Source organism: Mesorhizobium sp. RSR380A, assembly GCF_054719385.1.
Map to the genome: position 1 here is coordinate 60,806 of NZ_JBTTIB010000001.1, position 14,566 is coordinate 75,371.

Sequence of the window (14,566 nt, forward strand, 5' to 3'; positions counted from 1 at the left end):
TTGATGTTCGAGACCCTGCAACCTGCCCCGGCTGACAAGATCATCGCCTTGATCGGCCTCTATCGCGCCGATCCGCGCCCCGGCAAGATCGATCTCGGCGTCGGCGTCTACAAGGACCGCGACGGCAGGACGCCGGTCATGCGCGCCCTGCGCGAGGCCGAGAAGCGGTTGCTGCAGGACCAGGACACCAAGACCTATCTCGGCCTTGCCGGCGACACCGGCTTCAACACGGCGATGGTCAAGCTGGCCTTCGGCCCCGCTGCCGACATGACGCGCATCCGCGCCGCGCAAGCGCCTGGCGGTTCCGGCGCGCTGCGGCTGGTGGCGGAGCTGTTGAAGCGGACCCGCCCCGACGCAACCGTCTGGCTGTCGGACCCGACATGGCCGAACCACCCGCCGGTGATGCGCGGGGCCGGCCTCAAGGTGCGCGATTATCCCTATTTCGATGCCGTTTCCGGCGCGGTGCGCTTCGACGAGATGCTGGCAACCCTTGGCGCAGCCGAGCCCGGCGATATCGTGCTGCTGCATGGCTGCTGCCATAACCCGACCGGCGCCAATCTCGATATCGCGCAATGGGCCAGCGTCACCGATCTTGTCGTCGAGCGCGGGCTGTTGCCCTTTGTCGACATTGCCTATCAGGGCTTTGGCGAAGGCCTGGACGCCGATGCGGCCGGCTTGCGCCTTCTCGCGGGCAAGGTGCCTGAAATGGTCGTTGCCTCGAGCTGCTCGAAGAACTTTGCCGTCTACCGCGACCGCGTCGGCGCGGCGATGATCCTGGCGAAGGATGGTGCGCAAGCCGATGTGGCGATGAGCCAGATGCTGGCGGCGGCGCGCGCCATGTATTCGATGCCGCCGGACCATGGCGCCGCCGCCGTGCGCATGGTGCTGGAAGATGATGGCCTTCGCGCCGACTGGGAGGCGGAGCTGGAGGAGATGCGGCTGCGCATGCTGAGGCTGCGCGTCCAGTTCGCCGACGCGCTGCGCCGGCAGTCCAACTCCGACCGCTTCGACTTCATCGCCAGCCATCGCGGCATGTTTTCCAGGCTTGGCCTGACCGAGGCGCAAGTCGAGCGGCTGCGTGCCGAGTATGGCGTCTACATGGTCGGCGACAGCCGCATCAACGTCGCCGGCCTGCCCGAGGACGGCATGGATGACCTCGCCAAGGCGGTTGTGTCGGTACTCGGCTGATACGGCTGAGCTGTGGACAAGGTCAGGCCGCCAGCTGACAGCGTTGGCCGCACGACAGGCAGCGGGATAGCATTCGCCGCATGAAACCTTCGCGCGACATTTCCCGGCTGATCGAGATCATGGCGGCGCTCAGGGCGCCGAAGACCGGCTGTCCCTGGGACATCGAGCAGGATTTCTCGACCATCGCACCCTATACGATCGAGGAAGCCTACGAGGTGGCGGACGCCATTGCGCGCGGCGATCTCGACGATCTGCGCGACGAATTAGGCGATCTCCTGCTGCAGGTCGTCTACCACGCGCAGATGGCTGAGGAAGCCGGCGATTTTGCCTTCGGTGATGTGGTCGAGGCCATCACCACCAAGATGATCCGGCGCCATCCGCATGTCTTCGGCGACGAGAAGTCGCGCAGCGCCGGCATGGCAAAGGGCATGTGGGAAAAGATCAAGGCTGAGGAAAAAGCCGAAAAGCGAAGTGCGCGCCTCGCCCGCGGCCTCGACCCCGAGGACAATGGCAAGGGTTTCCTGGACAGCGTGCCCGTCGCCCTGCCCGCTTTGACTCGTGCGCTGAAGCTGCAGGAAAAGGCAGCACGTGTCGGTTTCGACTGGAGCGAGGCAGCCCCCATCCTCGACAAGATCGAGGAAGAGATCGGCGAACTGCGCGAGGCGCTGGCCAAGGGCGAAACCGCTGAGATCAAGGGCGAATTCGGCGACATGCTGTTTGCCGTCGTCAATCTGGGGCGTCACCTCAAGCTCGATTCGGAAGCGGCGCTCAGCGGCACCAACGAAAAGTTCCGCTCGCGCTTCCACTATGTCGAGCGCGCGATCGATGCGTCGGGAAGCACGCTCGAAAAAGCCACGCTGGACGAAATGGAAGCGCTCTGGCAGCAGGCCAAGAGCGCGAAATAATCAGGCTTATTGCCTGTTTTTGCGGTGCAATCGGCTTTCGATCTCTTGCCGGGCGGTGTGCGTGGCCTTGAGCGCGATGGTCGCGCTGCCATCCTCATTGTCTACCCGCGAAACCACGTCGCCATTGCGGTAGAGCCAGTCGACAAGGCCGAACTGCGCCGGTTCGATCGTCACCGTCAATTCCTCCAGTTCGCCCGACATCCTGGTCTCGATCAGCGCCTTCAGCGCATCGATGCCTTCGCCGGTGACGGCCGAGATGGCGATCGGCGGCGCCTTGTTGGCGTCAGTGCCGTCGGCGAGCAGGCGCTCCCGGTTGCCGTCGTCGAGAAGGTCGACCTTGTTCCACACTTCGACGACGCGCTTGGCATCGCCAGCATCGACGCCGAGATCGGCGAGAATGCGCTCGACGTCCTCGGCTTGCGCTGCGGTATCCGGATCCGAGATATCGCGCAGGTGGATGACCAGATCGGCCTCGACGACCTCTTCCAGCGTGGCCCGGAAGGCGGCGACCAGATGCGTCGGCAGGTCCGAAATGAAGCCGACTGTGTCCGACAGGATGATCGGCGTGCCGTGCGGCAGGCGCACGCGGCGCAGCGTCGGGTCGAGCGTTGCAAACAGCATGTCTTCGGCCAGCACGTCGGCCCCGGTCAGCCGGTTGAACAGCGTCGACTTTCCGGCATTGGTGTAGCCGACAATCGCCACCACCGGGAACGGCACCTTCTTGCGCTTGGCGCGGTGCAGGTCGCGGGTGCGGCGCACCGTTTCCAGCTCATGCTTGAGCTTGATGATTTTTTCCTGCAGCTGCCGCCGGTCCGACTCGATCTGGGTTTCGCCGGGGCCGCCGAGGAAGCCGGCTCCGCCGCGCTGGCGTTCAAGGTGGGTCCAGCTCCGCACCAGGCGGCCCTTCTGGTAGTTGAGATGGGCAAGTTCGACCTGCAGCGTGCCCTCCTTGGTCCGCGCGCGCTCGCCAAAAATCTCCAGGATCAATCCGGTGCGGTCGAGCACCTTGGCATTCATTTCTTTTTCGAGATTGCGCTGCTGCACCGGCGTCAGCGGATGGTCGACGATGACCACCTCCGCGTGACCCTCTTTGACGATCTCGGCGAATTCCGCGACCTTGCCGCTGCCGAGCAAGGTTGCCGGGCGTGGATCGTTGACGGTGACCACCGCCGTGTGGATCAGATCCAGGTTGATGGCGCGGGCAAGGCCGACCGCTTCGTCGTGGCGCGCATCCGCCGAACGCGTCAGCCGTGGACGGTTCGTTTCGTCATCGTTGCGCTGATGCCGGGTAAGCACCGGCACAATGACAACCGCCCGGGTCGGACCTGTGGCTTCCGTCCCGGAATTATGTGCTGGTTTCCCGCGGACGCCGCGGTCCGCGTCTTTTTCACGTGCCAATCAGGCGCCCTGGCTTTCCTCGCCATCGAACATCTGAACCGGCTGGCTCGGCATGATCGTGGAAATGGCATGCTTGTAGACGAGCTGGGAGTGGCCGTCACGGCGCAGCAGAACACAAAAATTGTCGAAGGAAGTGACCACGCCGGTCAGCTTGACGCCGTTGATGAGAAAGATGGTGAGTGGATTTTTGCTCTTGCGAACAGAATTCAGGAACAGGTCCTGAAGGTTTTGCGATCGTTCCGCCATTGTTCTTGTCTTTCGCCGATCCCCTTCGGTTTGCAGGCTAATGCGCCAAATTAGCGGGCACATGTCAAGCTTGCAAACACCCCCTTGCCGTCAGTAGCGACAAGCAGAACGAGATATATTGATGTGCAGTCCGTCTGTGCGGTTATCAGGCTGGACTTTTTTCCGCAACGTCAAAAAAGGCTTGCCGCAATGAAAGTGTTATCGAACCGGGGTGCCCATTGGCGACCGCGGCACCGTCGATTGCCACGACCGGCATGGCGATTGTCGTTGCCGAACTGATGAAAGCTTCTCGCGCAGCCTTGGCTTCAGTGACTGAAAAACCGCGCTCCTCGATCGTCAACCCGAGCTTTGCCGCCACTTCGAACATGGTCGTGCGGGTGATGCCGCGCAGGATGCCATGCTCCGCCGGCCGGGTGACCAGAACGCCGTCCCTTGTAACGATCCAGGCGTTGGACGAGCCGCCCTCCTTGACGTTGCCATCGGTGTCGACGAACCAGGCCTCCTGGGCGCCGGCCTCCTTGGCCTTCTGCTTGGCCAGCACGTTGGGCAGCAGGCCGGTGCTCTTGATGTCGACCCGGTCCCAACGGTTTTCCGGCACGGTGATGACCTTGATGCCCGCCTCGGCTCGCTTGGCGGCCGCCACCGGGTCGGCCTTTCTGGCCGTAATCACCAGCGATGACGGTGTATCGGCCGGGAAAACGAAGTCGCGGCTGGCAACACCGCGCGTAACCTGGACATAGACCAGGCCGTTGACGACGTGGTTGCGCCGCACGATCTCGCGCAGGAGAAGCGGCAGCACGCCCTTGGTGACCGGCCAGTTGATCGACAATTCGCTAAGCGAGCGGTTCAGCCGGGCAAGATGGCGCGGCATGTCGACGACAAAGCCCTGCGCCACCTCGCAGACCTCGTAGACGCCGTCGGCGAACTGATAGCCGCGATCCTCGATATGCACGACAGCGTCGGCATGGGCGACATAGCGCCCGTTCACATAGGCAATGCGCGGCATGGGTGATCCCTCAGAACAGTCCCGCTATTTCTAGGCGATTCCGCCGCTGCCGTAACCGGCAATTGCACGGGCGCGGCCCGCTCGACCAACAACAATGGGGATCAGACCCCCAGCGACTTCAGTTTCCGGTGCAGCGCCGAGCGCTCCATGCCGATGAATTCCGCCGTCTTCGAGATGTTGCCGCCGAAACGATTGATCTGGGCGATCAGATAGTCCTTCTCGAACTGTTCGCGCGCCTCGCGCAGCGGCAGCGCCATGATGTGCTGGTCGGACTGGTTCGGCGTGCGCGGCATGACATCGCCGATCTCCGACGGCAACAGGTCGGCGGTGATCGGCGCATCGATATCGTCGCCACGCGCCAGGATCATCAGCCGTTCGACATTGTTGCGCAGCTGGCGGACATTGCCCGGCCAGTTGTGCGCCTGCAGCACGGCAAGCGCATCGTCGCCGATGCGGCGCGGCTTGATGCCGGCCTGGCGAGCGATCTGCTTCATGAAATTGTCGACGAGATAGGGAATGTCCTCTCGCCGCTCGGCCAGGCCCGGCACCATGACCGGAACCACCGCCAGGCGGTGATAGAGGTCTTCGCGAAAACGGCCGTCGGCGATCATCGCCTCCAGGTTCTGCGAGGTCGAGGAGATGATGCGGACGTCGACCTTGACCCGCTTGGTGCCGCCGACCCGCTCGAACTGCTGTTCGACCAGCACGCGCAAAATCTTGTTCTGCGTCTCGCGCGGCATGTCGGCCACTTCGTCGATGTAGAGAATGCCGCGGTGCGCCTCTTCAAGCGCGCCGACCTTGCGCTCGGTGCCGTTCGATTCGGTACCGAACAGCTCGATCTCCATGCGCTCGGGCGTGATGTTGGCCGCGCTCAGCGTCACGAACGGCGCGCCCTTGCGCGTCGACAGCGTGTGGATGGCGCGCGCGGCGAGCTCCTTGCCCGAGCCGGACGGACCGATGATCATGACGCGGCTGTTGGTCGGCGCCACGCGCTCGATGGTCTGGCGCAGCTGGCTCATCGCCGACGACATGCCGATCAGGTCGAAGGTTTCGCCGCTGCGCTGCTTGAGGTCGGACACCTCGCGCCGCAATTTCGAGGTTTCGAGCGCCCGCTCGGCGATCAGGATCAGCCTGTCGGCCTTGAACGGCTTCTCGATGAAATCATAGGCGCCGCGGCGGATGGCCGACACCGCTGTCTCGATATTGCCGTGGCCGGAGATCATCACCACCGGCAGGCTCGGATGCATCGTCTTGATCTCGTCGAGCAGCGCCAGCCCGTCCAGGCGCGAGCCCTGCAACCAGATGTCGAGGAAAATCAGCCGCGGCGCCCGGTCGGCGATTGCCGCGAGCGCGCTGTCGGCATCGAATGCCGTGCGGGTTTCATGCCCTTCGTCGCTCAATATGCCCGCGACGAGTTCACGGATGTCTTCCTCGTCATCGACGATGAGAATATCAGACGCCATTACCGACCTTTTCAGTTTCTCGTTCGTGTTCCGTTTCGCCTTGACCGCGTGGCGGCGCGGTTGCGGCAGCTGGCGGCAGGATGATCGAGATCATCGCGCCGCGTCCACCGTGGAAATCCGCGGGCGCATCGTGCAATTCGAGCCGCCCGCCATGGTCCTCCACGATCTTCTTGACGATGGCGAGACCGAGCCCGGTGCCCTTCTCGCGCGTCGTCATGTAGGGCTCGAGCAGCCTTTGGCGGTTCTCGCGCGGCAAGCCTTTGCCATTGTCGATGACGTCGATTCTGATCGCGCCATTCTGCCGGGCAGCTTGAATCCGGATTATGCCGTGCGAACCGTCCTTTTGTTCCAGCCCGTCAATCGCCTCGGCCGCGTTCTTGATGACGTTGCCGAAAGCCTGCGCCATCAATCGGCTATCGAACGTGCCCTTGAGCGGTTCGTTGCCGAACACGCGTTCGAAAGCAATGTCGGCGCGGCTGACTTCGACCAGGAACGACGCCTCGCGCAGCGATTCACGCAGATCGATGGCTTTCATCTCGGGCTTGGGCATGCGGGCGAAAGCCGAGAACTCGTCGACCATGCGGCCGATATCCTCGACCTGCCGGATGATCGTGTCGGTGCACTGGTCGAAAATCTCGCGGTCCTCGGTGATGACCTTGCCGAAGCGTCGCTTGATGCGCTCGGCCGAGAGCTGGATCGGCGTCAGCGGGTTCTTGATTTCATGTGCGATACGCCGCGCCACATCCGCCCAGGCCGACGAGCGCTGTGCCTGGACCAGATCGGTGATGTCGTCGACAGTCACGACGTAGGATTTCTCCTCCTCGCCGTCGTCGCCGGCCTCGATGGTGATCTGCACGTTGAAGGTACGCTCGGCGCCGGTGCGATAGAAGGTGACCTGCTCGCGATAGACCGGCTTGCCGGATTTGCGGCCGATCTCGAAGACACGGCCGACATGCGGTAGCACGGCGGACAGGTTCTGCCCCAGCGCCGCCGTGGCCGATATGGCCAGCATCGTTTCGGCCGATTTGTTGACGATGGAGACGATGCCGTAGGGATCGACGCCGATGACGCCGGCGGTGACGCCGGCCAGCACCGCTTCCGAGAAACGACGCCGTTCGTCGATCAAATCCTTGGCCGACAGGATCTCGTTGCGCTGCGATTTAAGCTCCAGCAGCATCTTGTTGAACGTATCGCCAAGCGAGGCGACATCGCCGTCGGAAGGCCGTACCGGCACGGCGACATCGAGATTGCCGGTCGCAACCTCGTCAGCCGCGCCGATGAGTTGACGGATGGGCCGCACCAGACGGTCGGCCACCGCTATGCCGGTCCAGATGGCCGACAGGATGATGATCAGCGTCAGTGACAGATAGGGCAGCGCGAACGCCACCTGCGACGTCCGCCTGTTGTCTTCCAGGCCGCGATATTCGGCGGTGTTGGACTGGACGATCGCCCTCGCCTTGATCACTTCGGGGTCGACCAGGCGATTGGTGTAGAGGTAGAGGCCTTCGATCTCCCGCAGCTTGATGATGGCGCCCATGATGTTGCGCGTCTTCGGCTCGATCAGCACCGGTTTGCCGTCGGCCGCGGCGCTGACCGCGCCCTCCGGCGGTGGCGGCATAGAGAAATCCGCATCGGTCTTCGCGCTCATGACAAAGGAGCCGTCTTCCCTGACCAGCGCCGCATGCACCAGGCTCCTGCCCACGGCTTCCTTGTTCATCAGGTCGAGAAAGCCGGTTCGATCGAGGCCGTAAAGCGTGCGCGAGGCGTCGAGATCATAGGCCATCGACAGCGTCGTGCCCTGAAGATTACGAGCGTTTTCCTGCACATAGGCGTCGGCGATCGACAGCGACGAGTTGACGATCGCCTTGGTGCGGATTTCGAACCAGCGGTCGAGGCCGATATCGAGCGTGATCGAGGCAATGATGGCCACCATGATGGCGGGGATGGCCGCGACCAGCGCAAACATCGTCACGATGCGCACATGCAGCCGTGACGCCGCCTTGCCGTGCCGGCGCGCCATGGTGATGCGATGCACCTCGCGGCCGACCAGAGCAATCAGCGCCAGCACAAATAAGGCATTGGCCGCAATCAGCGTCAGCGTTGTGTTTGCGTCTGGCGTGATCGGCGTGGCGCCGACAAGAATCGCAAACGAGATTGCCGCCGTAACCAGCGCGCCGGCAATTGCCACAACGCCAGGCAACGCAAGCAGCCGCCGTCCATCCCTCTGGCCGGGTCTGCTGAAAAGCGGTTCGTTTGATGTGAGAGCTTGCGAAGCCATGTCGCCGTCTAAGAGCCAGTGATTGCGTTGGATGTATGCAACGCATTGTGGCGATTATGCAACAAGTGTGGCCGTGACGGAAATCTTTCGGCCGCCGATCCCCTGAAAAGGGGATGACCTCGCGTCACTTCGGGCAGCAGGCGCTCATGATCTCGACGATTTGTACACGTTGACACCCAGCTCGCGAATCTTCTTGCGCAACGTGTTGCGGTTGAGGCCCAGCAGTTCGGCGGCCTTGATCTGGTTGCCGCGGGTTGCCGTCATCGAGGCAAGGACCAGCGGATATTCGACCTCCGACAAGATGCGTTGATAGAGACCTGCCGGCGGCAAATCACCGGCAAAAGAGGCGAAATAGCGCTGCAGGAAGTGCTCCACCGCCTGGCCGATGGACAGATCGTCCGGGATCAAATTGCCGCCGCCGGGAATGACCGGCCTTTCGCCTGTCTTCAGTTCGGCCTCGATGATCTCGGCTGATATTTCGTCCTGCGAATAGAGCGCCGCAAGCCGGCGCACCAGGTTTTCCAGCTCGCGCACGTTTCCCGGCCACGGATAGCGCTTCATCAATTCGATGCCGCCGGTCGAAATGCGCTTGGTCTGCAAGCCTTCGCTGGCGCCGATCTTGAAGAAATGCCGCACCAGATCGGGAATGTCTTCCGATCTCTCACGCAAGCCAGGCAGCCGAAGCGGCACGACATTCAGGCGATAGAACAGATCCTCGCGGAAAAGCCCCTGGTTGATCAGCGTGCGCAGATCCTTGTTGGTGGCGGCGACGATGCGCACATCGGTCTTGATCGGGGTGCGCCCGCCGACAGTGGTGTATTCGCCTTGCTGCAGCACGCGCAGCAGCCGCGTCTGCGCCTCCATTGGCATGTCGCCGATCTCGTCGAGGAACAGCGTGCCGCCCTCGGCCTGCTCGAAGCGGCCTGTCGAGCGGTTCTGTGCGCCGGTGAAGGCACCCTTCTCATGACCGAACAGTTCCGATTCGATGAGGTCGCGCGGGATTGCCGCCATGTTGATGGCGACGAACGGACCGCCTCGGCGGCGGCCATATTCGTGCAGCGCGCGCGCCACCAATTCCTTGCCGGTGCCGGACTCGCCCGAGATCATCACCGTCAGATCGGTCTGCATCATGCGCGCCAGCATGCGGTAGATGTCCTGCATGGCGGCCGAGCGGCCGACCAGCGGCATGGCGTCAGGCTGTTCTTCCGGTCGCGTATCGATCTTCGGTCGGCGCGGCTCTGACAGCGCACGATTGACGATGTTGAGCAGCTCGGTCAGGTCGAACGGCTTCGGCAGATATTCATAAGCACCTGTTTCGGAAGCACGAATCGCCGTCATGAAAGTGTTTTGCGCGCTCATCACGATGACCGGCAGCTCCGGCCGGGCCTTCTTGATGCGGGGCAGCATGTCGAAGGCGTTCTCGTCCGGCATGACAACGTCGGTGATCACCAGATCGCCCTCGCCCGCCGCCACCCAGCGCCACAGCGTCGAGGCGTTGGAGGTCACGCGCACCTCATGGCCGACGCGCGACAGCGCCTGATTGAGCACGGTGCGGATGGCCGCATCGTCGTCGGCGACGAGAATATTGCCGCGAACCGTCATTTGCGGTCTCCTTCGCCTTCATCATCGGCAGTGTCGATGGGTGTTTCTTTCCAGGCCGGCATCAGGATTCGGAAGGTGGTGCCGCGCGGCGTCGAATCGCATTCGATGATGCCGCCATGCTCGCCGACGATTTTCGCCACCAGCGCCAGGCCGAGCCCCGAGCCGTTCGGCTTGGTGGTGATGAACGGATCGAACAGGATCGGCAGAATGTCTTCCGAAACGCCCGAACCATTGTCGCGCACGCAGAATTCAAGCGGCAGCGACACGCGGTCCTGGGTTCCGGGAACGGACACGCGGATGCCCGGCCTGAACGCGGTCGACAGCACGATCTCCCCCTGTGGGTCGCCGCCGATGGCCTCGGCGGCGTTCTTGACCAGGTTGAGGAACACCTGGATCAGTTGGTCGCGGTTGGCGAAAACCGGAGGCAATGATGGATCATAGTCCTCCATTATCCTGATTCTCTTGGCAAAACCGTTCTTCGCGATTGCCTTCACATGGTCCAGCACGACATGGATGTTGACAGGATAGCGGTCAATCGGCCGCTCGTCGGAAAACACTTCCATGCGGTCGACGAGGGAGACTATGCGATCAGTCTCGTCAGTGATGAGGCGGGTCAGCGCGCGATCCTCGTCGGACGCCGAGAGTTCGAGCAGCTGTGCGGCGCCACGAATGCCGGACAGCGGGTTCTTGATCTCATGCGCCAGCATGGCGGCAAGGCCGGTGACCGAACGCGCGGCACCCCTGTGTGTCATCTGCCGGTCGATCTTGTCGGCCATCGAGCGTTCCTGGAACATCACCACGATCGAGCCTGGGAATTCCGGCACCGGCGCGACATAGAGATCGACGACCTTCTCGATGCCGAGACGCGGCGACGACACGTCGACACGGTATTCGTTGACCGGCGCACGGCGCTCGCGCACCTGATCGACCAGCTGCAGCAACGGGCTGCCGAACGGGATCAGCTTGGACAGTGTGTTGCGGGCAAGCATGTTGGCACTTGAACGGAAGAAGTCTTCCGCATCGGCATTGGCGTAGGTGATGAACCCATCGGGATCGACCATGATCACCGGACGGCGGATGGTGTTGAGCACGATATGGGCAGCATTTGCCATCTCGGTGCCCGGTGCAGCAGGCGCGTTCATGCAGCGCTCCGCATGGATGCGGCCTCGCCCCCGCCGGAAAACACCTCACGCAGCACGGCCATGACGCGGGCGGGCTCGAACGAGGTGAGGATGGCTTTGCGCCCTTCATTGGTGACGCCCACAGCGTGGCGATCGAGATACCAGCCGAGATGCTTGCGCGCCTGGCGCAAGCCACTTTCGACGCCGTAAAGCGTCAGCATGTCTTCGTAGTGGGAAACGATGTAGTCCGCCATGGCTTGCGGGCTTTCCGGCACGCCGGAGGGCGCGTTGCCCGCAGCCGTTGCCGCGATGTGGCCCGCCGTCCATGGCGCGCCATAATGCGCGCGGCCGATCATCACCGCGTCGGCGCCCGACTGTTCAAGGATTTCGGCGGCCTCCGCGGGCGAGCCCACATCGCCATTGGCGACGACCGGGATCGAGACGACGTCCTTGATGCGGGCGATGGCGCCCCAATCGGCCTTGCCTTGATAAAACTGGCAGCGCGTGCGCCCATGCACGGTCACCATTTTAACACCGGCCTCTTCGGCGCGGCGCGCCAAGACGGGTGCATTGAGCGCATTGTCGTCCCAGCCGAGCCGCATCTTGACCGTGACCGGCACCTGGACCGCGCCGATCACCGCTTCGATCAGCGACAGCGCGTGGTCGAGATCGCGCATCAGCGCCGAGCCGGCATAGCCGCCGGTCACCTTCTTGGCCGGGCAGCCCATATTGATGTCGATGATGTCGGCGCCCTCGCCGGCAGCGATGCGCGCGCCCTCGGCCATGTGCTCGGCCTCGCGGCCGGCAAGCTGGACCATATGGACGGGCAGCCCGGAATGACGGATGCGCAGGTCGCAGCCGGCCCTGCCCTTGGCAAGCTCGCCGCTCGCCACCATTTCCGACACGACCAGGCCCGCGCCATGCGCGTAGGCGCGCTGCCGGAACGGCTCGTCCGTTATTCCCGACATGGGCGCGAGGAAGACGCGGTTGCGGATCGTCACGCCGCCAATGTCGAGCGGCGAAGCCAATTTTGTCACTTCAGGCATGCACAAAAACCAAGCATATCGGATTGCTGCACATTCTCTAGCCATAAGAAAGGCATTGTGCAACGCGCAATGACGTCACATTGCGGCGCATTTGGGAAAATGCTGGCCTTCGCCATAAGCCGCGACTAAGCCTCTTGGCATGACAGACGCAAGCGAAAAACCGGCCGAGGCGACGACCGACAAGGTCGGCTTGGTCATCGTTGCCGCCGGTCGCGGCGCGCGTGCCGGAAAGGCCGACGGGCCGAAGCAATATCAGCGCATCGGTGGCCGTGCCGTGATCGCGCGCACGCTGGAGACTTTCCTGGCGCATCCCGAAATTGGCCCCGTCGTCGTCGCCATCCATGCCGATGACCGAGCGCTTTTCGACAAGGCAGCCGGCGCGTATGCCGAGCGGGTTACCGCCGTGGTCGGTGGCGAGTCGCGCCAGGCCTCGGTCCGGCTCGGCCTGCTGGCGCTGAGGGAACGTACGCCCGGCCGTGTCCTTGTCCATGACGCGGTGCGGCCGTTTGTCGACACGGCCCTGATCGACCGTATCATCGCCGCCATTGGCGAGCGCCAGGGCGCGCTGCCCGCTTTGCCCGTCGCCGATACGCTGAAGCGCGAGTCGGGCACCGGCATGATCGAGGAGACGGTGCCAAGGGCCGGCCTTCATGCCGCGCAGACGCCGCAGGGCTTTCCGTTCTGGCCGTTGCTCGCCGCGCATGAAAAGGCCCATCATCTCGGCAAGGCGGATTTCACCGACGATGCCGCGATCGCCGAATGGGCGCATATTCCGGTGAAAATCGTCGAGGGATCGCCGGACAATGTCAAATTGACCTGGGCAAGGGATATCGCGATGGCGGATCAACGGCTTACTGGCGAGCGTTTTCCAGACATTCGCACCGGCAATGGCTATGACGTGCACGCCTTCGAGGCTGGCGACCATGTCACTTTGTGCGGCGTCGCCATCCCGCACGGCAAGAAGCTTTCGGGCCATTCGGATGCCGATGTCGGCCTGCACGCGCTGACCGATGCGCTGCTCGCCACTTGCGGCGCCGGCGACATCGGCACGCATTTCCCGCCTTCCGATCCGCAATGGAGGGGCGCGGCGTCGAAGATCTTCGTCGAGCATGCGGCCAGGTTGGTGCGCGAACGCGGCGGCCGCATCGCCAATGCCGACATCACGCTGATCTGCGAGGCGCCGCGCGTCGGCCCGCATCGCGAGGCCATGACCAACGCGTTGTCGGCGATACTGGGCATTTCCAGCGATCGCATCTCCATCAAGGCGACGACCAACGAAAAACTCGGCTTTGTCGGCCGCGAGGAAGGCATCGCCGCCATCGCCACAGCCAGTGTCGTCTTCCCCGGGGAGGTTCCCGCATGAACAACAGCGATCTTGCCAACGCCCTGCTCCAGGTCTGCCAGCAGCGCGGCATCATGCTGGCGACGGCCGAGAGCTGCACCGGCGGCATGATCATCTCGGCACTGACCGACATTGCCGGCTCGTCCGCTGTCGTCGATCGCGGCCTCATCACCTATTCCGATGAAGCAAAGATGGAGATGCTCGGCGTCTCGCCCGCCACACTCGAGGCGCATGGCGCCGTCGCGCGCGAAACGGTTCTGGAGATGGCGGCGGGCGCTCTGGCGCGCTCGCGCGCCGGGCTGGCGCTTGCCGTCACCGGCATTGCCGGCCCAGGCGGCGGTTCGCCGGAAAAACCGGTCGGCCTCGTCTGGTTCGGAGTTGCCCTAAGACGTGGGCCGGTGGCTGCCGAGCTCAATATGTTTGCCAACAATGGCCGCGACTTCATCCGCCGTGAGACGGTCAAGCATGCGCTGGAGATCGGCCTGCGCGCGCTCGGCGACACTCATGAGATGGGCGTCGTTCCGTAGATGACGTCCGCACGTTTTTCGAAGGCTTCGGAAAACATGCGGAAGGCGCGATCGAACATGGTGCCCATCAACACGCCGAGGATACGGCTCTTGAACTCGTAGTCGATGAAGAAGCGGACGTTGCAGCCGCCGCCGTCGGCCGGCTCGAAGCGCCAGATATTGCTTAGATATTTAAACGGCCCATCGATGTATTTGACGTCGATGGTGTTCTCGTCCGGCTTCAACAGCACTTGCGTCGTAAAGGTCTCGCGGATCGCCTTGTAGCCGATGCTCATATCGGCGAGGAGAATGGTGCGGCCATCACGCTCCTTGCGAGAGCGCACCGTCAGCGCCTCGCACAGCGGCAGAAATTGCGGATACGTCTCGATATCGGCGACCAGCGCAAACATCTGCTCCGGCGTGTGGGCAACGCGGCGTGTGGCTTCGAATTTCGGCATTGAAGCA

At 63.3% G+C, this 14,566-nt stretch carries 13 protein-coding genes; 4 read left to right on the forward strand and 9 right to left on the reverse strand.

Features of this window, described 5'->3' with window-relative positions:
* Positions 1 to 3: 3 nt before the first annotated feature.
* Both ACYG9Z_RS00295 and mazG read left to right on the forward strand, forming a co-directional pair.
* Positions 4 to 1,188 (forward strand): amino acid aminotransferase, encoded by a 1,185-nt coding sequence (locus ACYG9Z_RS00295; RefSeq protein WP_023691284.1) that lies wholly within the window; start codon positions 4 to 6, stop codon positions 1,186 to 1,188.
* Between the two features lie 80 nt (positions 1,189 to 1,268).
* Positions 1,269 to 2,093 (forward strand): nucleoside triphosphate pyrophosphohydrolase, encoded by an 825-nt coding sequence (gene mazG / locus ACYG9Z_RS00300; RefSeq protein ID WP_023696100.1) that lies wholly within the window; start codon positions 1,269 to 1,271, stop codon positions 2,091 to 2,093.
* 6 nt (positions 2,094 to 2,099) lie between these two features.
* Here the strand turns inward: mazG and hflX are convergent, their stop codons facing one another.
* The 8 genes from hflX to dusB all read right to left on the reverse strand — a co-directional run bounded on the left by hflX (position 2,100) and on the right by dusB (position 12,253).
* Positions 2,100 to 3,491 carry a GTPase HflX gene (gene hflX, locus ACYG9Z_RS00305; protein ID WP_023696099.1) on the reverse strand — a complete coding sequence of 464 codons (1,392 nt, stop codon included), beginning with the start codon at positions 3,489 to 3,491 and terminating at the stop codon, positions 2,100 to 2,102.
* Positions 3,492 to 3,737, reverse strand: a complete 246-nt coding sequence (gene hfq, locus ACYG9Z_RS00310; protein WP_006202172.1) for an RNA chaperone Hfq — start codon at positions 3,735 to 3,737, stop codon at positions 3,492 to 3,494.
* A 145-nt stretch (positions 3,738 to 3,882) separates the two neighbouring features.
* The gene (locus ACYG9Z_RS00315) at positions 3,883 to 4,743 is read right to left on the reverse strand and encodes a D-amino-acid transaminase (RefSeq protein ID WP_023696098.1); all 861 of its coding nucleotides are present in this window, start codon (positions 4,741 to 4,743) and stop codon (positions 3,883 to 3,885) included.
* A 101-nt stretch (positions 4,744 to 4,844) separates the two neighbouring features.
* Entirely contained in the window at positions 4,845 to 6,206 is a 1,362-nt protein-coding gene (ntrX, locus tag ACYG9Z_RS00320) for a nitrogen assimilation response regulator NtrX (RefSeq protein WP_023668929.1), read from the reverse strand.
* The gene (locus ACYG9Z_RS00325; RefSeq protein ID WP_023668928.1) at positions 6,196 to 8,484 is read right to left on the reverse strand and encodes a sensor histidine kinase NtrY-like; all 2,289 of its coding nucleotides are present in this window, start codon (positions 8,482 to 8,484) and stop codon (positions 6,196 to 6,198) included. Before ACYG9Z_RS00325 ends, ntrX begins: the two co-directional genes overlap by 11 nt.
* A 144-nt stretch (positions 8,485 to 8,628) precedes the next feature.
* A complete protein-coding gene (ntrC, locus tag ACYG9Z_RS00330; protein WP_023668927.1) occupies positions 8,629 to 10,086 on the reverse strand; it encodes a nitrogen regulation protein NR(I) in 1,458 nt (485 codons plus the stop codon).
* Positions 10,083 to 11,228 (reverse strand): two-component system sensor histidine kinase NtrB, encoded by a 1,146-nt coding sequence (locus tag ACYG9Z_RS00335; protein WP_023752288.1) that lies wholly within the window; start codon positions 11,226 to 11,228, stop codon positions 10,083 to 10,085. The genes ntrC and ACYG9Z_RS00335 overlap by 4 nt, the downstream gene beginning before the upstream one ends.
* A complete protein-coding gene (gene dusB, locus ACYG9Z_RS00340) occupies positions 11,225 to 12,253 on the reverse strand; it encodes a tRNA dihydrouridine synthase DusB (protein ID WP_023752289.1) in 1,029 nt (342 codons plus the stop codon). Before dusB ends, ACYG9Z_RS00335 begins: the two co-directional genes overlap by 4 nt.
* Before the next feature lie 139 nt (positions 12,254 to 12,392).
* Between dusB and ACYG9Z_RS00345 the strand changes: the two genes are divergently transcribed.
* Together ACYG9Z_RS00345 and ACYG9Z_RS00350 are read left to right on the forward strand one after the other, a co-directional pair.
* Positions 12,393 to 13,616, forward strand: a complete 1,224-nt coding sequence (locus ACYG9Z_RS00345) for a bifunctional 2-C-methyl-D-erythritol 4-phosphate cytidylyltransferase/2-C-methyl-D-erythritol 2,4-cyclodiphosphate synthase (protein WP_023752290.1) — start codon at positions 12,393 to 12,395, stop codon at positions 13,614 to 13,616.
* Complete coding sequence (locus ACYG9Z_RS00350) at positions 13,613 to 14,122, forward strand: CinA family protein (protein ID WP_023752291.1); 510 nt, start codon at positions 13,613 to 13,615, stop codon at positions 14,120 to 14,122. The genes ACYG9Z_RS00345 and ACYG9Z_RS00350 overlap by 4 nt, the downstream gene beginning before the upstream one ends.
* Here the strand turns inward: ACYG9Z_RS00350 and ACYG9Z_RS00355 are convergent.
* The gene (locus ACYG9Z_RS00355; RefSeq protein WP_023710532.1) at positions 14,098 to 14,559 is read right to left on the reverse strand and encodes a type II toxin-antitoxin system RatA family toxin; all 462 of its coding nucleotides are present in this window, start codon (positions 14,557 to 14,559) and stop codon (positions 14,098 to 14,100) included. The two genes, ACYG9Z_RS00350 and ACYG9Z_RS00355, sit on opposite strands and share 25 nt — an antisense overlap.
* Positions 14,560 to 14,566: the final 7 nt, after the last annotated feature.